Origin of the sequence: Sphingomonas parva (ex Maeng et al. 2020), assembly GCF_004564275.1 — a bacterium.
GTDB lineage: Bacteria > Pseudomonadota > Alphaproteobacteria > Sphingomonadales > Sphingomonadaceae > Allosphingosinicella > Allosphingosinicella parva.
Genome location: NZ_SPDV01000008.1, coordinates 118,403 through 136,708, shown reverse-complemented (window position 1 = coordinate 136,708; position 18,306 = coordinate 118,403). Strand labels below are relative to the sequence as shown.

Sequence of the window (18,306 nt, the reverse complement as noted above, 5' to 3'; positions counted from 1 at the left end):
CGCGGGCCTATCGTGCAGCGTTACCGGAGCGGCCTCTTCTCCAGCTTCCGCGCCAGGGTGCGGCGGTGCATGCCGAGCCGGCGCGCCGTTTCCGAGACGTTGAAGCCGCTGTCGGCCAGCGTCTCGTGGATCCGCTCCCACTCCAGCGTCTTGAGCGACGTCGCCCGCGCGCCGATCGGGGCTTCGACATCGCCCTCGCCCTTGCCGAACGCCGCCTCGATGTCGTCGCTGTTCGCTGGCTTGGGAAGGTAATGGCTGGCGCCGAGCTTGATCGCCTCTACGGCGGTCGCGATGCTGGCATAGCCGGTGAGGACGACGATCTTCGTCGCCGGATCGCGCTCGTGGAGCGCGCGGACGCAGCTCAGGCCCGAGCCCGAGCCGAGCTTGAGATCGACCACGGCATAGCCTGGCCGGATCGTCCCGAGCAGCGCGTCGAACGCCGGAACGCTGCTCGCGACATGGACGCGGTAGCCGCGCCGCTCGAACGAGCGCGCGAGGGTTCGGGCGAAGCTCGCATCGTCCTCGACGATGAGCAGGCATCTTTCGTCGTCGGCCACGCGCTCAATCCTCCGGAAGCGCCGAGGCGAGCGGCAATAGCAGCCGGACCACCGCCCCGCCATCGTCGCGATTGGCCGCCTCCAGGCTCCCGCCGAGCCTCCGGGCGACGTTGCTGGCGAGGAACAGCCCTAGGCCGCGGCCCGGCCCCTTGCTCGACTGGTAGAGCGTGCCGATCCGGGCGAGCTGCTCGTCCGAAAAGCCGGGACCCGAATCGAGGATTGAGATGCGCAACTGATCTCCGACGACCTCGCCGAGCAACGCGATGCCGTCCGGTGATTCCTCGGCGGCGTTGTCGAGCAGACTGGAGATCACCTGCCGCAGGGCCGGATCGGCGACGACGTGCGTCCCTGCCAGCGCATCGGTCCGGCTCGCCAGCGGTGTGTCGCCATGAACCGCCCGCCAATCGGCCGCCACGTCTTCGAGCAGGGCGCGGGCCGGCACCGAAGCCATCGCCTCGCCGCGCGAGCGGCCGGCCGAGTGCAGGATGTTGGAGACGATCTGGCGACAGCGACGGAGTTCCGATTGCGCCTCCTCAAGCTCCTCGCGAAAGCCCGGATTTGCGCCGAGCGCCGGATCGCGCTGCCAGTCCGAGATCAGCACCGACAGCGTCGAAAGCGGCGTTCCGAGCTCGTGCGCGGCGCCGCTCGCGAACAGACCCATGCGCACGATCCCGTCCTCCTCGGCGGCGCGCTGACGCAGCTCCGCCACATAGGCTTCGCGCGCGGCGAGGTTGCGGCTGATCCTGGCAATGAACAGGACGAGCAGGATCGCTACCATCGAGAAGCTGATCCACTCGCCGATCAGCCGCAGGTCGGCGGGCACAGTCCCGATTGCCGGCGGCAGCCGCAAGGGCAGATGCCGGACGCTGAGGAAGGCCCAGCAGACTATGGCGACGACTGCCGGCAGCCACGCCATGGCGGGGCCGAGCAGGATCGCGCCGAGCACGACCTGCAGAAGGTAGAGCGAGAGAAACGGGTTTGTCGCGCCACCGCTGAGGTAGAGCTGCGCGGTCAGCGCCGCCATGTCGAGCAGGAGCGCGAGCAACAGCTCGCCCGGGACCAGCCAGAGCCGGCGGAGGGTGAGCGTGAAGGCGACGTTCACGAGGGCGAGGAGAGCGACCACGGCGAGCAGGGGCGCGAGCGGCAGCGGCACCCGAAGCGCGAAATGCGCCACGAGGATCGCGACGAGCTGGCCGATGACGGCGAGCCAGCGCAGCTGGATCAGCTGCCGCATGTTCTCGACCGCCGCGGCATTGGGCGAGCGACCCGGCAGCGCCTCCGGCCGTCGGCGGGTGAGAGCGAGAAGCGGTGTGTCCATCAGCGGCGCTTCTGCGCCGGCTTGAGCAGCAGGACCAGCCCCGCCAGCGACAGGCCGGCGAGCCCGAACCAGGTCAGGGCGTAGAGCAGGTGCGCGTTGCGGAAGCGGACGACGGTCAGGCCGCCGATCGGCAGCCCTGCATGCGGCGCGGCATCCGCGTCGATGAAGAAGGGCGCCGCATTCGATATCCCGCGGGCGGCGGCGATGGCGGCGACGTCCCGGGAGAACCAGCGCTCCTGCCGCGGCTCATTGGGGCGGAGGAAGCGGCCGCCCGGCTCGCTCGCGCGCATCAGCCCGGTGACCATCAATGCGCCGCGGGGCTGCGCCGGTCGCCTCCCGGGCGCCTCGTAGGCGTCGGGAACGAAGCCGCGGTTGACCAGGATGACGCCGTCGCCGGTCTGGAGCGGCGTCAACACCCAGGATCCAGCGCCGCGCTCGGTCAGGGCGTCCACGAGCGTCTCGGAATTGGCGAGGAAGCGCCCGCGAACGCGCACGCGCCTATATTCGTAGTCGCGGGGATCGAGCCGGGGCCAGGCGGCCGCCGCCGGCGGCGGCACCGGGGCGGCGTGGATCCGGGCGTCGACGCGGGCGATCAGATCGAGCTTCCAGGCACGCCGCTCGACCTGCCAGATCCCCAGCGAGGTGAAGAGAAGGAGGCCAGCGAAGCAGAGGATCAGGAGGAAGCCGCGCTTGGCTCCCCCCTCGCTCACGGCGCGTAGCTCGTCTGGCCCGTCATCATCCCCGGCATCATGTTCGAATTGAGGTGGTACATGATCCACAGCGAGCCGCCGATGGTGAGGAGCAGGATCACCCCGGTGAAGATATAGGCGATCATCGTCCATCCGCCTTCCGCCTGGGTGTTGAGGTGCAGGAAGCAGAAGGTGTGGACCAGGATCTGGAGCACCGCGATGACGATCACCGCGGCCGCGGTCAGCCCGGCGTTGCCGAGCGGATCGGCCATCACCAGCCAGAACGGGATGGCCGTCAGCACGGCGGAGAGGCCGAAGCCGACCAGATAGCTTCGCTTCGAGCCATGGCCCTGGGTTTCGCCATGGGCGTGCACGGCGGGATCGAGGTGCGTGTCGGCGGAGCTCATCGCAGCATTCCCAGCAGATAGACGAAGGAGAAGACGCCGATCCAGACGACGTCGAGGAAGTGCCAGAACATGCTGAGGCACAGCAGGCGGCGCTTGTTCGCGGGGATCAGGCCGCGCTGGCCGATCTGCACCAGCATCACGACGATCCAGATGATTCCGACCGTGACGTGGAGGCCGTGGGTTCCGACCAAGGTGAAGAAGCCGGAGAGGAAGCCGCTGCGCTGCGGCGTCGCGCCCTCGGCGATCAGCGCGCCGAACTCGAACAATTCGATGCCGACGAACGACGCGCCGAGCAGCCCCGTGACCGCGAGCCAGGCCTGGGTGGTGCGGACGGCGCCGCGCTCCATCGCCAGCATCGCGAAACCGTAGGTGATCGAGGAGACCAGGAGGATCGCGGTGTTGAGCGCGACCAGCGGCAGCTCGAAGATCTCGCGCGGGCTCGGTCCGCCGGCATAGCTGGTGCTGAGCACGCCGAACGTCGCGAACAGCGCCGCGAAGATCAGCGCGTCGCTCATCAGGTAGATCCAGAAACCGAGCAGCGTCGCGCCGCCGGTCTCGTGATCGTGATCGTCTGCCTCGACGAGATGGAAGGTCGGATCGACCGCGGCCTGCGCCTGTTCAAGCTGTGCCATGGCTCAGGCCTCCGCCGGCAGAAGACGGTCGCGCTCGCCCTCCTGCCGCTCCACATCTCCGGCCGGGATGAAGTAATCCCGGTTGTAGTTGAACGTGTGGCCGATCGCCGTGGCGATCAGCGCCACGAAGGCCAAAGCCGCCAGCCACCAGATATACCAGACCATGGCGAAGCCCAGGACCAATGCCAGGCCAGACAGGATCACGCCGGTCCCGGTGTTGCGCGGCATGTGGATCGGCCGGTAGCCGCCCTGGGGACGGCGGTAGCCGCGCTGCTTCATGTCGTACCAGGCGTCGAGATCGTGCACGCGCGGCGTGAAGGCGAAATTGTAGGCGGGCGGCGGCGAGGAGGTCGACCATTCCAGCGTGCGCCCGTCCCACGGATCGCCGGTCACGTCGCGGAGCTTGTCGCGATTCTTGATGCTGACGGCGATCTGCATGACGAAGCCGAGAATGCCGATGCCGATGATCACGGCGCCGATCGCGGCCACCACGAACCAGGGCTGCAGGGTCGGATCGTCGAAATGATTGACGCGCCGCGTCGTGCCCATCAGCCCGACGATGTAGATCGGGGTCCAGGCCACCCAATAGCCGATCACCCAGCCCCAGAAGGCGATCTTCCCCCAGAAATCGTCGAGCCTGAAGCCGAATGCCTTGGGGAACCAATATTGCATGCCGGCGAACAGGCCGAACACGACGCCGCCGATGATGACGTTGTGGAAGTGCGCGACCAGGAACAGCGAATTGTGCAGCACGAAGTCGGCGGGCGGGATCGCCAGCATCACGCCGGTCATGCCGCCGACGACGAAGGTCAGCATGAAGGCGACCACCCACATCATCGGCAGCTCGAAGCGGATCGAGCCGCGATACATGGTGAACAGCCAGTTGAAGATCTTGGCCCCGGTGGGGATGGAGATCACCATCGTCGCGATGCCGAAGAAGCTGTTGACGCTGGCGCCCGAGCCCATCGTGAAGAAATGGTGCAGCCAGACGAGATAGCTGAGGATGGTGATGACCACCGTCGCGTAGACCATCGACGAATAGCCGAACAGCCTCTTGCCGGTGAAGGTGGAGGTGATTTCGGAGTATATGCCGAACACCGGCAGGACCAGGACGTAGACCTCGGGGTGGCCCCAGATCCACACCAGGTTCCAGTACATCATCGGGTTGCCGCCGAGATCGTTGGTGAAGAAGTTGGTGCCGATGTAGCGGTCGAGCATCAGCAGCGCGAATGCGCCGGTCAGGGCCGGGAAAATGGCGACCGCGAGCACCTGGCTGCACAGGGCCGTCCAGGTGAACACCGGCATCTTCATCATCGTCATGCCGGGCGCGCGCATCTTGATGATCGTCGTCACCATGTTGATCGCGGACAGGGTCGTTCCAAGACCCGCTATCTGCAGCGCCCAGAGGTAATAATCCGGACCGGTGCCGGGACTGTTCTGGAGGTTGGCGACCGGTACGTAGTTCAGCCATCCGGCGGTCGAGAACTCGCCGACGAACAGCGACACCATGACGAGCAATGCGCCCGCGACGGTTAGCCAGAGGCTGAGGCTGTTGAGGAACGGAAAGGCCACGTCGCGCGCGCCGATCTGCAGCGGCATCACGAAGTTGATGATTCCGGACACGAGCGGGATCGCCACGAAGAAGATCATGATCGTCCCGTGGGCGGTGAACACCTGATCGAAATGGTGCGGCGGCAGATAGCCCTCGCTGGCCCCGAAGGCGACCGCCTGCTGCGCCCGCATCATCAGCGCATCGGCAAAGCCGCGCAGCAGCATGATGATGCCGAGGATGATGTACATGATGCCGATCTTCTTGTGGTCCACGGTCGTGAACCACTCGCGCCACAGCCAGCCCCAAAGCCGGTATTTGGTCACCGCTGCGACGATGCCGATGCCGAGCAGGGCGACGACGAGGAAGGTGACGAGCAGGATCGGCTCGTGCACCGGGAAGGATTCCCAGGTCAGCCGGCCGAAGATGGTCTTGAAGATGGAAGATTCGGGCACGAGTCGCTCCGCAGGATCAGGCGTTGGCCGCCGGCTGGGCTGATGGGTGAGCCATGGGCATGACGGCGCTCATGTCCCGGTTCTTCTGGTCGCCGGGACGGGTGACGCCCGGTGCGCGGCTCGGATTGGCCGGCTTGGTGACGTTCGGTCCCGAGCCCCTCTCCTCGGGCGACTTGAAGATCGCGCCCTCCGGCTTGTCGCCGTGGAGCGGCGCACTGTCGCGACCCTGCGGCATTCCCGCACCGGGCCGCATCTCGTGCGGATGGCCGCCGCCGGCTTGACGATCGTGCGCCATGATCTCGCTCATGCAGGGCTTGCCGGGCTCGACGCAGCGCTCGAGGATGCGCCGGAACAGGTCCGGCCCGACGGCGGCGAAATGCATCACCGGGACGCGCTCGCTGGGCTTCACCAGCTCCATGTAGGTGGCAAGATCGAGCGCCTTGCCGGAGCCGCGCGCGGCGGCCACCCATTGGCCGAATTGCGCGTCGTCGACGCCGCGCAGCTTGAAGCGCATGTGGCTGAAGCCGTGGCCGCTGTAATTGCCCGAATAACCCTGCGACTCCACCGGACGGTCGAGCACCGCGTGCAAAGTGCTCTGCATGCCCGGCATCGCATAGATCATTCCGGCCATGGTGGGCGCGTAGAAGGTGTTCATCATGTTGGTGGACGTGATGTCGAAGCGGACCTGCCGCCCCACCGGAAGGACCAGTTCGTTCACCGTCGCGATCCCCTGCTCGGGATAGATGAACAGCCACTTCCAGTCCATCGAGACGACCTGGACGCGCAGCGGCGCCTCCACCTGGGCCTTCGCTTCCTGATCGGTCGCGACCTGGTTCAACGGCCGGAACGGATCGAGCAGATGGGTGCTCGACCAGGTCAGCGCGCCGAGGACGATGATGATCAGCAGCGGCACGGACCAGATGACCAGCTCCAGCGCGGTCGAATGATCGAAGTTCGGATCGTAGGTGCCGCCCTTCCCCCTGCGGTAACGCCAGGCGAAGACGACGATCAGGACCATCACCGGCACGATGATCAGCAGCATCAGGCCCGTCGAGATGTAGATGATGTCGCGCTGCTGGCGCGCAACGTCTCCGGCCGGATCGAACACCACCCGGTCGCAGGCCGTTGCCAGGAGCAGGAGAGGCACGGCGGCCAGGACCTTGAGCCGGCTCGCCGATCTGAACATGTGCTGCAGCATGATGGCCCTATATTGCCCTCCGCCCGAGGACCGACATTGGACATTTTGTCCAATCCGACGGCTCGCGGTTTGAGGCTAGAACATCTAAACCCGTGGCGCGTTGCCTCACGGAACCTGGAATTCCATTCTCTGGAGATGACCGCGCGATGACGGCCCCTGCCTCTGCGTCCGACTCGACGCCGCTCGAACGCGACGCCCGGCTGGTCAACGCCCGCCACGGCACGATCAAGCCGGGAGAGATCGCGATCGGCGTGATCATCGGCCGCACGGGCGAGTTCTTCGATTTCTTCGTCTACGCGATCGCCTCGGTGCTGGTCTTCCCGCAGCTCGTCTTCCCCTATCTCGACGCGCTGACCGGCACGCTCTTCTCCTTCGCCTTGTTCGCGCTCGCCTTCGCCGGGCGGCCGATCGGCACCCTGATCTTCACCGCCATCGACCAGCGGCACGGGCGCGGCGTGAAGCTCACCATCGCCATGTTCCTGCTCGGCGGCTCGACCATGGCGATCGCGCTGCTGCCCGGCTATTCCGAGGTCGGCGTGATCAGCGCCTGGCTGCTCGGCTTCTTCCGTCTCTGCCAGGGCATTGCGCTCGGCGGCGCCTGGGACGGTCTCCCATCCCTTCTCTCGCTGAACGCGCCCGAGGATCGCCGCGGCTGGTATGCGATGATCCCGCAGCTCGGCGCGCCGCTCGGCCTGCTGGTGGCGAGCGCGCTGTTCGCCTATTTCCTCGCCTTGCTCTCGACCGAGGATTTCCTCCGCTGGGGCTGGCGCTATCCCTTCTTCGTGGCGCTCGCGATCAATGTCGTCGCCTTGTTCGCGCGCCTTCGGCTGGTCGCAACTCCGGAATTCCAGCGGCTGTTCGAGAATCGCGAGCTCCAGCCGTCTCCGCCGTTCGAGACCCTGTTCAGCGAATTGCCGACGATCATCCTCGGCGCCTTCGCGCCGCTGGCCAGCTTCGCCCTCTTCCACCTCGTCACCGTCTTCCCGCTCTCCTGGGTGCGGCTCTACGAGGATGTCGATCCGCTGCGCTTCCTGGTGATCGAGGCGGTGGGGTCGGTGATCTGCGTCCTCGCCATCCTCGCCTCCGGCGTGATCGCGGACCGGGTCGGACGGCGTGCCGTGCTCGGCGTGTCCGCCGCTCTGATCGGCGCGTACAGCGGCTTCGCGCCGCAGCTGCTCGCCGCCGGCCAGGTCGGCGAAGCGGTGTACATGTTCGGCGGCTTCGTCCTGCTCGGCCTGTCGTTCGGCCAGTCGTCGGGCGCGGTGAACAGCTCGTTCCGACCTTATTACCGCTACACCGGCGCGGCGATCGTCTCGAATTCCGCCTGGTTCATCGGTGCCGGTTTCGCACCGTTGGTCGCCCTTTTCCTCGCCAGCCGCTTCGGCCTCTGGTCGGTCGGCCTCTACCTCCTGTCGGGCGTCGCCTGCACCCTGGGGGCACTGGCCATCAACAAGGAGTGGGCGAAGCGCGTCGCCGGCTGAGCCGACGCCGCGGGCGTGGACTCGGCCGCCGGTCAACGATTATCCCTGCAGCGATGATGCGTTCTCCGACGACGATCCATCTCGCCGCGGCGGTGCTGCTCGCCGGCTGCGCGGGCGAGCCGCAGGACCCGCGAGGGAATGCCGTCGAACCTGAGACCGTAACGGCTCCCGCACCCGCCAAGGCCCCTGCCCCGGCCATGCCGGCAGCGGCCACGTGGCGGCTGCAGACGAACGGCGCGGAGACCGTGCTGGCCTTGCTCGACGCTCGCCAGACGCCGGTGATCCGGATCCTCTGTCCGGCAAGAGGCGACACGATGCTGGTCAACGTGCCCGCTTTCCGGCCGATCGGAAGCGAGGAGCGCCTGTCGTTCGGCAGCGGCGGCAGTGTCGCGGCCCTTGTCGCCGACGTCAAAGGTGATCCGCAGCGCGGCGGCGTCACCGCATCCGGGGCGGTGAAGGCCGAGCTCGCCAGCCTGATCGCCGGTCCGGTCTCGGCGAGCTACGGCGCCCAGACCAGCGGTCCTCACGCCGCGCCGCCGGCGGCGACGGCGACGGCCTTCGTCGCCGCCTGCCGCGCGCCGGCCCCGCCCGCGCCCGCGGCCGCACCTGCCAGGAATCCTGCGGCCGCGAGCCCGTGCCTGATCCAGGACGGGCGCCAGCTCGACGTCGCGGCGCTGCGCGCGGTCGGCACCGAGCCGTTCTGGAATGCCCGGATCGAAGGCCGGTGCGTCACCTACTCCCATCCCGAGGACCAGGCGGGGACGCGGCTATGGACCCGCTACGAGAGGCGCGGCGGCGGCGAGATCTGGACCGGTGCGCTGAACGGCCGCCGCTTCGTGCTGCGCCTGCGCCCCGCCCCCGGCTGCTCCGACGGCATGTCCGACCGGCGCTACCCTCTCGCCGCGGAGCTGGAGGTCTCGGGAGAGCGGCGATCGGGCTGCGCCGAGGCTGCCGGCCGCTGAGGCCAGCGCGCGGCGCCCGACGAGCGCTGCGATGGACTTCGTTCCCGCCGCCCCCTATCTGCCGGCAGCGATGAAGCGGCGGTTCGAGAAGATGCATGGACTCGGCAACGACTTCGTCATCTTCGACGCGCGCGAGACGCCGCTGGAGATGGACGGAGCGACCGCCCGCGCGCTCGCCGACCGGCACACCGGCGTCGGCTGCGATCAGTTGATCGTGATCGAGCCTTCGCAGATCGCCGACCTCAGGATGCGCATCTGGAATGCCGACGGCGGCGAGGTCGAGGCGTGCGGCAACGCGTCGCGCTGCGTCGCCCTGCTCGCCGGCGGCCATAGCCGCATCGAGACCGCCGGCGGCGTGATCCAGGGCGAGGCGCTCGACGGCGCGGCCGAGGTCGACATGGGCACGCCGCGCTTCGGATGGGACGAGATTCCGCTCGCTTACCCGCTCGACACGGCCGCCATGCCGGTCGGCTGGGAAGATCTCCATGGGCCGGCTGCCGTGAACGTCGGCAATCCGCACGTCGTGTTCTTCGTCGACGACAGCGGCGCCGTCGATCTCGCGCGGCTCGGTCCCGCCATCGAGACGGACCCGCTGTTCCCGGACCGGGTGAACGTCAACGTTGCCTCACTGGACGGGGGAGCGATCCGGCTGCGCGTCTGGGAGCGCGGCGCCGGCCTCACCCAGGCCTGCGGTACCGGCGCCTGCGCCACCGCCGTCGCCGCGATCCGGCGCAAGCTGGCGGCGAGCCCGGTCGACATCCGGCTGCCCGGCGGCACGCTGACCATCTCCTGGCGGCCGGGCGAGAGCATCCGGATGCGCGGCGCGGCGACTCACGTCTTCACCGGCGAGGTGGCACTGTGAGCGGCGTGCCCGCTGCCGCGGAAGGGCCCGAGCTGATCACGCTCGGCTGCCGCCTCAATCTCGCCGAGAGCGCGACCATGCGGCGCCTCGCGCACGGGCAGGACGATCTGATCATCGTCAACAGCTGCGCCGTCACCAACGAGGCGGTGCGCCAGACCCGACAGGCGATCCGACGCGCCAAGCGCAGCCGGCCCGATGCGCGCGTGATCGTCACCGGCTGCGCCGCCCAGGTCGAGCCCGAGACCTTCGCCGCCATGTCCGAGGTCGACCGCGTGCTCGGCAATCGCGAGAAGCTCGACGCTGCTTCATTTGCTCCGGCCTCTGCGCCCACACGAGAATCCGCCTCCCCCTCGAGAGGACGGGAGCAGCGCGGCGCGGTGGCGACGCTCCTCTCCGCCCCCGCCGACGTCCGCGTGTCGGACATCATGGCCGTGCGCGAGACCGCCCCGCACCTCGCGGCGGCCTATAGCGAGCGGTCGCGGGCCTTCGTCGAGGTTCAGAACGGGTGCGACCATCGCTGCACCTTCTGCATCATCCCTTATGGGCGCGGGAACAGCCGCTCGGTGCCGGCCGGCCTGGTGATCGACCGGATCAAGCGCCTGGTCGACGAGGGCTATCGCGAGGTCGTGCTGACCGGCGTCGACGTGACCAGCTACGGCCCGGACCTCCCGGGCGCCCCGTCGCTCGGCCTGCTGGTCGAGAGGATCCTTCGTCACGTGCCGGCGCTGCCGCGGCTGCGCCTGTCGTCGCTCGACTGCATCGAGATCGACGACCGGATGTTCGAGATCGTGACGGGCGAGCCGCGCTTCATGCCGCACCTCCACATGAGCTTCCAGGCGGGCGACGACATGGTGCTCAAGCGGATGAAGCGCCGGCACAGCCGCCGCGAGGCGGTGGCGATCGTGGAACGGCTGAAGGCGAAAAGGCCGGAGATCGCGATCGGCGCCGATCTCATCGCGGGCTTTCCCACCGAGACCGACAAGATGGCCGAGAACAGCCTGCGGCTGATCGACGATTGCGACATCGTGATGGGCCACATCTTCCCCTTCTCGCCCAAGAAGGGCACGCCGGCAGCCCGGATGCCGCAGGTGCCGCCGCCCCTTATCAAGGAACGGGCGCGGAATTTGCGCGAGGCCAGCGAGCGGCGGCGGCGCGCGTGGCTGGCCGGCCTCGTCGGCAGCCGCCAGAGAATTTTGACCGAACGCGGCGACGCGCCGGGCCATGCGGAGAGCTTCGCACCGGTCCGCCTCGCCCAGAGCAAGGATGCAGGACAGATCGTGGACGTGGTGATCACCGGAATAGACGGCGACGTGCTGACGGGCAGAGCGGCATGAGCGAGGCTTCCTGGCTCGACCGGCTCCAGGCGGGCTTCCGCAAGACCTCGGAACGGCTCGGCGACAATCTCACCGGGCTGTTCAACCGTGCGGCCCTGGACGAGCAGACGCTCGACGAGATCGAGGAGGCGCTGATCGCCTCGGACCTCGGCCCCGCCACCGCAGGGCGCATCCGCGTCCGCCTGGCCGGCGAGACCTTCCCGCTCGGCCTCACGGAGACCGCCGTGCGCGAGATCGTGGCCGAGGAGATCGAGAAGATCCTCGCGCCGGTCGCGCAGCCGCTCGAGATCGACGCCTTCCCGCGCCCGCAGGTGATCCTGATCGTCGGCGTCAACGGATCGGGCAAGACCACCACGATCGCGAAGCTCGGCCATCTCTTCCTCGAGCAGGATTACGGCGTGCTGCTCGCCGCCGGCGACACGTTCCGCGCTGCGGCGATCGGCCAGCTCAAGGTCTGGGCGGACCGGATCGGCGTTCCGATCATCTCCGGACCTGAGGGCGGCGACAGCTCGGCGATCGTCTTCGATGGCGTGAAGAAGGCGACCGCCGAAGGCATCGACACGCTGATCGTCGACACCGCCGGCCGGCTCCAGAACAAGAAGGATCTGATGGACGAGCTCGCCAAGATCCGGCGCGTGCTGGGCCGGCTCAACCCGGCGGCGCCGCACGACGTGGTGCTCGTCCTCGACGCGACGACGGGGCAGAATGCGCTGAGCCAGATCGAGGTGTTCAAGGAGGTGGCCGGCGTGACCGGACTGATCATGACCAAGCTGGACGGCACCGCGCGCGGCGGCGTCCTGGTTGCCGCGGCCGAGCGCTACGGCCTGCCGATCCACGCCATCGGTATCGGCGAAGGGATGAACGACCTGCGCCCGTTCGATCCGCGCGTCACGGCGCGTGCGATTGCCGGGCTCCCGGCATGAGCGAGACCCGCAAGGAGCCGGGCGCCGGCGAGCGCCTGCTGATCGATCTCGGGCCGCTGGTGGTGTTCTTCGCCGCCAACCTCGCCTTCGGCATCTTCGCCGCCACGGGCGCCTTCATGGTGGCGATCACCGCCGCCGTCGGAATTTCGCTGGCTCGCTACCGCCACGTCTCGCCATTGCTCTGGTTCTCGGCGGTCATGGTGATCGTGCTCGGCGGCGCCACCTTGTGGTTCCACAGCGAGGTGTTCATCAAGATCAAGCCGACGATCTACTATCTGATCGTCGCCGCCCTGCTCGCCTTCGGCCTGGCGACGAAGCGCAACCTGCTGAAGATGGCGCTGGGAACCGCCTATCCGGGGCTGTCGGAGCGCGGCTGGCAATTGCTCTCGCGCAACTGGGCGATCTTCTTCCTGGTCATGGCCCTGGCCAACGAACTCGTCTGGCGCAACAGCAGCACCAGCTTCTGGGCCGGCTTCAAGCTCTGGGGCTTCATTCCGGCCACCTTCCTCTTCGCTGCCGCCAACGTTCCGATGCTCGTCCGCCACGGCCTGCAGCTCGGCAACGACAAGGAAGAGCCGCCCATCCCTCCCACGCAGTAAGAAGGACCGCCGCCCGATGCAGCCGGTGATCTCGATCCGCAACCTGTCGAAAAGATATGCCGGCGGGCACGAGGCGCTGAAGCATGTCTCGCTCGACATCAGGCGCGGCGAGATCTTTGCCCTGCTCGGCCCGAACGGCGCCGGCAAGACGACGCTGATCAGCATCGTCTGCGGCATCGTCACGCCGAGCGCCGGCACCGTCGAGGCCGACGGCCACGACATCGTGCGGGACTATCGCGCAGCGCGCACCAGGATCGGGCTGGTCCCGCAGGAGCTCCACACCGATGCGTTCGAACCGGTCTGGTCGACCGTTGCGTTCAGCCGCGGCCTGTTCGGCAAGCCGTCCGATTCCGCGAAGATCGAGCAGATCCTTCGCGACCTGTCGCTCTGGGACAAGCGCAAGGCCAAGATCAAGGAGCTCTCCGGCGGCATGAAGCGCCGGGTGATGATCGCCAAGGCGCTCGCCCACGAGCCCGACATCCTGTTCCTGGACGAGCCGACCGCCGGCGTCGACGTCGAGCTGCGCCGCGACATGTGGGCACTCGTCCGGCGGCTGCGCGACAGCGGCGTCACCATCATCCTCACCACCCATTATATCGAGGAGGCGGAGGAGATGGCGGACCGCGTCGGCGTGATCTCCAAGGGTGAGCTGATCCTCGTCGAGGAAAAGCATGCGCTGATGCGCAAGCTCGGCCGCAAGCGCCTGACGCTGAACCTCGCCGAGCCGATGGAGACGGTGCCCGAAGGCCTCTCCGAATGGGACCTCACCCTCTCCGACGACCGATCGGAGCTTCGCTACGAGTTCGACGCCAATGCCGAGCGGACCGGCGTTCCGTCGCTGCTGCGCCGGATGAGCGACCTCGGGATCGGCTTCAAGGATCTCGCCACCGAGCAGAGCTCGCTGGAGGACATCTTCGTCTCGCTGACCAGCGATCGCAGGGAGCGCGCGGCATGAGCGTCGGCAGCTTCAACCATCGCGGCGTCTGGGCGATCTACCGGTTCGAGATGTACCGCTTCCTGCGGACGATCTGGACCGGCCTCGCGACGCCGGTGATCACCACCTCCCTCTACTTCGTGGTGTTCGGATCGGCGATCGGATCGCGGATGAGCGACATCGGCGGCGTCGATTACGGCGCCTTCATCGTCCCCGGCCTGATGATGCTGTCGCTGTTCAACGAGAGCATCTTCAACGCCTCGTTCGGCATCCACATGCCGCGCTTCCTCGGGACGATCTACGAGCCGCTGTCGGCGCCGCTCTCCCCGTTCGAGATCGTGCTCGGCTATGTCGGCGCGGCCGTGACCAAGGCGACGTCGGTGGCGCTGGTCATCCTCGCCACCGCGACATTGTTCGTAGACATCGCGATCCTCCACCCGGGGTGGATGCTCGCCTTCCTGGTGCTGGTCGCGACGACCTTCTGCCTGTTCGGCTTCATCGTCGGGATCTGGGCCAAGGGCTTCGAACAGCTGCAGATCATCCCGATGCTGATCGTGACTCCGCTCACCTTCCTCGGCGGCGCCTTCTACTCGATCGAGGTGCTGCCCGAGCCGTGGCGGACGATCACCCTGTTCAACCCGGTGGTCTATCTGATCAGCGGCTTCCGCTGGACCTTCTACGGCAGCGCCGACGTCGGCGTCGGGGTGAGCCTCGCCGCGACCTTCGCCTTCCTGCTGCTGTGCCTGGCGACGATCTGGTGGATCTTCCGCACCGGCTATCGGCTGAAATCGTAGCGGTCCTCCCCGAGCGAAGCTCGGGGAGGAAATGGATCAGCCTTGCTGGTCGGCGCGGCCGATGCCGTTGCCGTCCAGGTTCTGGGCGACGAATTCCCAGTTGATCAGATTGTTGAGCACCGCGTCGACGAAGGCCGGGCGCTGGTTGCGATAGTCGATGTAATAAGCGTGCTCCCACACGTCGACGGTGAGCAGCGGCTTCATACCCTCGTGGGTCACCGGGCTGTCGCCGTCATGGAGCGAGGTGATGCGAAGCTTGTCCTGATCGAGCACCAGCCAGGCCCAGCCGCTGGCGAAGTGGCCGACGGCCTCGTCCTTCAGCTTGGCGAGCATCGCCTCGGTGGTGCCGAAGCCTTCCTCGATCAGCACGGCGAGCTTGCCCGACGGCCGCTGGCCCTGCGGCGGCGCAAGGCACTGCCAGAAGAAATTGTGGTTCCAGATCTGGCCCGAATTGTTGAACAGCCCGGCGTCGCCCCGATCGGCGGCCGCTCGGATCACCTGTGACAGAGACGCGCCCTCGAGCCCCTTGTCGCCGACCATCGTGTTGACCTTGTCGACATAGGCCTTGTGGTGCTTGCCGTGGTGATAATCGAGCGTCTCGGCGGACATGAAGTCGCCCAGGGCCCCTTTGTCGAAGGGAAGCTCGGGAAGGATGAACGGCATCGGAAGTGTCTCCTCGTCTGGATCGCGACAACGCACTGCCGCGGGCCCATGCGCGTTTCCGGCTCGGGCGGAGTCGGGACGACGCAGGCGGGTCCGCGATGCGCTACCGCCTCAAGCGGGAAAGCGCGCCGGGAGCAAGGGGAAAGGCGCGTCGCCTCCCCTCGCCTCGCGAACTTCGGGCAATCGCGACGTGGTCAGGGCTGCCGCACCGTGAAGCGCGCGAGTTCGGCCTTCGGCTCGGCCCACTCCGGCGCGAGCGCGCTCGCCTGCCGATAATCGTCATAGGCCGCGCGGATCTTGCCGCCGATCTCGTTGGCGATCCCGCGCCCGTAATAGGCGACCTCGGGCTTGCGGGTGCGCTTGGACAGCGCGGTGTCGAACAGGCCCACCGCCTGCTGCCAGCCCTGGTCCATCCGAAGCAGCGCCATCCCCTTGTTGAGATAGGCTTCGCCCTCGTCGCCATCGAGCGCGATCGCGGCATCGAAATCGGCGATCGCCGCATCGGTGCGGCCCATGCGCAGCTTGAGGATGCCGCGATTGACGAAGGTGGCGACGCGATCGCTGGTCACCAGGTTTTCGGCCGTCAGCGCGAGGTCGCAATCGCCGAGCACCGAAGGCCCCGGCCGCGTACGGTTTTCGGCGGAGAGATAGCAGGTGCGTGCCGAGCTGTTTCCGATCACGGTGACGGCAGCGGTGGCGGGAAAAGCGGCGGCGGTCGCCGCCAGCGCGAAGAGGAATCTTCCGGTCATGGTCCAGCTCCTCCTGGAGCCGCCAGTCTAGCAGATCGCGCCGAGTCGCGGCAGGGGCGCCCGTAAATCCGCCGGGTCAGCCGGCGAGCTGGTGCCGCTTCATGGCGTGGCGGAGCTGATCGTAGCTGAGGCTGAGCGCGGCCGCGGCAGCGCGCTGGTTCCAGCGGCATTTCTCCAGCGCGGCAGCGAGAATCGCTTTCTCATATTCCGCGATCGCCAGACGGAAATCGGCGCAAGAGGCAGGATCGTAGGCCGTGGCCTGCGCGGGCGGCGGCAGCGCCGCCGGCCCGCTCTCCGCCGACGCCTCGGTCGGGGCGGCCAGCGAGGTTTTCGGCCGCCACGGCGATTCGAACGGATCGAACTGGATGGTGTCGACCGGCTCGTCAGGCTGCTCCCAGCGATAGACGGCGCGCTCCACGACGTTGCGCAGCTCGCGGACGTTCCCCGGCCAGTCATAGGCCAACAGCCGATCCTGCGCGCGGCTCGAGAAGCCGGTCCAGCGCGGCCATTCCAGCTCGAGCGCCATCCGCCGGGCGAAGTGATCCGCGAGGATCGGAATGTCGCTGCTGCGGTGCCGCAGCGGCGGCAGGGTGACGACCTCGAACGACAGACGATCGAGGAGGTCGGCGCGGAAGCGATTGCGCTCGGCGAGTCTCGGCAGATCCTCGTTGGTGGCGGCGACGATGCGGACGTCGACCTGCACCGGCTTCGACGCCCCGATCCGGGTGACCTCGCCATATTCGACGACTCGCAGCAGGCGCTCCTGCGCGGCCTGGCTGAGCGTCGCCAGCTCGTCGAGGAACAGGGTGCCGCCGTCGGCTTCCTCGAAGCGGCCGGCGCGCGCCTTGGCGGCGCCGGTGAAGGCCCCCGCCTCGTGGCCGAACAATTCGGCCTCGATCAGGGTCTCGGGAAGCGCGGCGCAGTTCATCGCCACCAGGGGGCCGTCCCACCGTGCCGACAGATGGTGCAGACGCTCGGCGATCAGCTCCTTGCCGGTGCCCCGCTCGCCGATCACCAGGACCGGGCGGTCGAGCGGCGCGGCGCGGCTGGCCCGCTCGACCGCGTCGAGAAAGGACGAGGATTGTCCGACCAGCTGGGTACTGCGCTCCATTCCCGATTGTTGGCCATTTTTCCTAGCTGTTGGCAAGAACTATGATTTTGCCCCACCTCCCGGTCAGCGAGAAACCGCAGAAATCCGCCACTTCCGCAATCTGGCACGGAGCTTGGATAGCTTGGGTCGTACAGCCCGATGGGACGGGCGAATGTGTGACAGGGAGATACGAGATGAAACTGAGCGGAATTGGACAGAGCGCCGTGGCCACCCTCGCCGCCCTGCTGCTGACGGCAACCGCCGTCGGCGCGGCGGTCGGGCCGGCCCGTGCGGTCGAAACCACGCCGATCAGTCTTGTCGCGGCGGGGGTTTCGGGTCAGGCTTACGCCTGATCCCGGGCGGACGGCCGGCGCGGCGCAGCACCCCGCGCCGCCCGGTCGCTTCCGCCGGAGCCAGGTCAAAGGAGTTTCGAATGGGTATTTTCTCGCGGACACGCGACATCGTCGCCGCCAATTTCGCCGACCTCCTGGACAAGGCGGAGGACCCGGCGAAGATGATCCGGATGATCATCCTCGAGATGGAGGAGACACTGGTCGAGGTGCGCGCGTCCGCCGCGCGCACGATCGCCGACCAGAAGGAGATGCGCCGGCAGATCGGCCGACTCGAGAAGCTGCAGGACAGCTGGACCGAGAAAGCGGAGCTGGCGTTGTCCAAGGGCCGCGAGGATCTCGCCAAGGCGGCGCTGGTCGAGAAGCAGAAGGCCGGCGACATGGCCGACAGCCTCAAGGCCGAGATCGACGTCCTGGACGACGCGCTGCGCGCCTCGGAGGCGGACATCGCCAAGCTGCAGGGCAAGATCCGCGAGGCGCGGACCCGGCAGAGCGCGATCCAGAGCCGGCTCGAGAGCGCCGAGAACCGGATGCGCCTCCGCGAGATGTATTCCGGCTCCAAGGTCGACGACGCCTTCTCGCGCTTCGACGTGCTCGAGCGCCGTGCCGACATGGCCGAGGGCCGCGCCGACGCGCTGGCCCTCGGGGCGCCGCCGAAGACCCTCGAGGAGGAGATCGCCGAGCTCCGCAATGCGGAGAAGGTCGATGCCGAGCTCGAGGCGCTGAAGGCCCGCCTCGGCAAGACGCAGGAGGGTTGAGG

At 67.9% G+C, this 18,306-nt stretch carries 20 protein-coding genes; 10 read left to right on the top strand and 10 right to left on the bottom strand.

Features of this window, described 5'->3' with window-relative positions:
• Window positions 1-20: 20 nt before the first annotated feature.
• From E2493_RS05745 to cyoA, 7 genes are read right to left on the bottom strand one after another with little or no spacing between them, the layout of a single operon-like run.
• A complete protein-coding gene (locus tag E2493_RS05745; RefSeq protein WP_404828295.1) occupies window positions 21-566 on the bottom strand; it encodes a response regulator transcription factor in 546 nt (181 codons plus the stop codon).
• Window positions 562-1,875, bottom strand: a complete 1,314-nt coding sequence (locus E2493_RS05740) for an ATP-binding protein (protein WP_135084628.1) — start codon at window positions 1,873-1,875, stop codon at window positions 562-564. The genes E2493_RS05745 and E2493_RS05740 overlap by 5 nt, the downstream gene beginning before the upstream one ends.
• A complete protein-coding gene (locus E2493_RS05735) occupies window positions 1,875-2,585 on the bottom strand; it encodes an SURF1 family protein (RefSeq protein WP_167737389.1) in 711 nt (236 codons plus the stop codon). Before E2493_RS05735 ends, E2493_RS05740 begins: the two co-directional genes overlap by 1 nt.
• On the bottom strand, window positions 2,582-2,971 hold the full coding sequence (gene cyoD, locus E2493_RS05730) for a cytochrome o ubiquinol oxidase subunit IV (RefSeq protein ID WP_135084624.1): 390 nt from the start codon (window positions 2,969-2,971) through the stop codon (window positions 2,582-2,584). The genes E2493_RS05735 and cyoD overlap by 4 nt, the downstream gene beginning before the upstream one ends.
• Window positions 2,968-3,603, bottom strand: a complete 636-nt coding sequence (gene cyoC / locus E2493_RS05725; RefSeq protein WP_135084622.1) for a cytochrome o ubiquinol oxidase subunit III — start codon at window positions 3,601-3,603, stop codon at window positions 2,968-2,970. Before cyoC ends, cyoD begins: the two co-directional genes overlap by 4 nt.
• Window positions 3,604-3,606: 3 nt before the next feature.
• The gene (gene cyoB / locus E2493_RS05720) at window positions 3,607-5,607 is read right to left on the bottom strand and encodes a cytochrome o ubiquinol oxidase subunit I (protein WP_135084620.1); all 2,001 of its coding nucleotides are present in this window, start codon (window positions 5,605-5,607) and stop codon (window positions 3,607-3,609) included.
• Between the two features lie 16 nt (window positions 5,608-5,623).
• Entirely contained in the window at window positions 5,624-6,754 is a 1,131-nt protein-coding gene (cyoA, locus tag E2493_RS05715) for a ubiquinol oxidase subunit II (protein WP_263854057.1), read from the bottom strand.
• Between the two features lie 197 nt (window positions 6,755-6,951).
• On the opposite strand from cyoA, the gene E2493_RS05710 reads away from it, so the two are divergent.
• From E2493_RS05710 to E2493_RS05675, 8 genes are all read left to right on the top strand, one after another.
• Complete coding sequence (locus E2493_RS05710; RefSeq protein WP_135084618.1) at window positions 6,952-8,286, top strand: MFS transporter; 1,335 nt, start codon at window positions 6,952-6,954, stop codon at window positions 8,284-8,286.
• 56 nt (window positions 8,287-8,342) lie between these two features.
• On the top strand, window positions 8,343-9,248 hold the full coding sequence (locus E2493_RS05705; RefSeq protein ID WP_135084616.1) for a COG3650 family protein: 906 nt from the start codon (window positions 8,343-8,345) through the stop codon (window positions 9,246-9,248).
• A 70-nt stretch (window positions 9,249-9,318) separates the two neighbouring features.
• Window positions 9,319-10,110 (top strand): diaminopimelate epimerase, encoded by a 792-nt coding sequence (gene dapF, locus E2493_RS05700; RefSeq protein WP_135084692.1) that lies wholly within the window; start codon window positions 9,319-9,321, stop codon window positions 10,108-10,110.
• A 77-nt stretch (window positions 10,111-10,187) separates the two neighbouring features.
• Entirely contained in the window at window positions 10,188-11,444 is a 1,257-nt protein-coding gene (gene mtaB, locus E2493_RS05695) for a tRNA (N(6)-L-threonylcarbamoyladenosine(37)-C(2))-methylthiotransferase MtaB (RefSeq protein ID WP_135084694.1), read from the top strand.
• The gene (gene ftsY / locus E2493_RS05690; protein ID WP_135084614.1) at window positions 11,441-12,367 is read left to right on the top strand and encodes a signal recognition particle-docking protein FtsY; all 927 of its coding nucleotides are present in this window, start codon (window positions 11,441-11,443) and stop codon (window positions 12,365-12,367) included. Before mtaB ends, ftsY begins: the two co-directional genes overlap by 4 nt.
• Entirely contained in the window at window positions 12,364-12,966 is a 603-nt protein-coding gene (locus tag E2493_RS05685; protein WP_135084612.1) for an inner membrane-spanning protein YciB, read from the top strand. Before ftsY ends, E2493_RS05685 begins: the two co-directional genes overlap by 4 nt.
• Window positions 12,967-12,982: 16 nt before the next feature.
• Entirely contained in the window at window positions 12,983-13,921 is a 939-nt protein-coding gene (locus E2493_RS05680) for an ABC transporter ATP-binding protein (RefSeq protein ID WP_135084610.1), read from the top strand.
• Complete coding sequence (locus E2493_RS05675) at window positions 13,918-14,694, top strand: ABC transporter permease (protein ID WP_135084608.1); 777 nt, start codon at window positions 13,918-13,920, stop codon at window positions 14,692-14,694. Before E2493_RS05680 ends, E2493_RS05675 begins: the two co-directional genes overlap by 4 nt.
• A 36-nt stretch (window positions 14,695-14,730) precedes the next feature.
• On the opposite strand, the gene E2493_RS05670 is transcribed toward E2493_RS05675, so the two are convergent.
• The 3 genes from E2493_RS05670 to pspF form a co-directional block, all read right to left on the bottom strand.
• Entirely contained in the window at window positions 14,731-15,357 is a 627-nt protein-coding gene (locus E2493_RS05670; RefSeq protein ID WP_135084606.1) for a superoxide dismutase, read from the bottom strand.
• 194 nt (window positions 15,358-15,551) lie between these two features.
• Entirely contained in the window at window positions 15,552-16,106 is a 555-nt protein-coding gene (locus tag E2493_RS05665) for a tetratricopeptide repeat protein (RefSeq protein WP_135084604.1), read from the bottom strand.
• Between the two features lie 76 nt (window positions 16,107-16,182).
• Window positions 16,183-17,217 (bottom strand): phage shock protein operon transcriptional activator, encoded by a 1,035-nt coding sequence (gene pspF, locus E2493_RS05660; RefSeq protein WP_135084602.1) that lies wholly within the window; start codon window positions 17,215-17,217, stop codon window positions 16,183-16,185.
• A gap of 173 nt (window positions 17,218-17,390) precedes the next feature.
• Between pspF and E2493_RS21080 the strand changes: the two genes are divergently transcribed.
• Both E2493_RS21080 and pspA read left to right on the top strand, forming a co-directional pair.
• Window positions 17,391-17,549, top strand: a complete 159-nt coding sequence (locus tag E2493_RS21080) for a hypothetical protein (protein WP_167737395.1) — start codon at window positions 17,391-17,393, stop codon at window positions 17,547-17,549.
• A gap of 80 nt (window positions 17,550-17,629) precedes the next feature.
• A complete protein-coding gene (gene pspA / locus E2493_RS05655) occupies window positions 17,630-18,304 on the top strand; it encodes a phage shock protein PspA (RefSeq protein WP_135084600.1) in 675 nt (224 codons plus the stop codon).
• The last annotated feature ends 2 nt before the right edge of the window (window positions 18,305-18,306 follow it).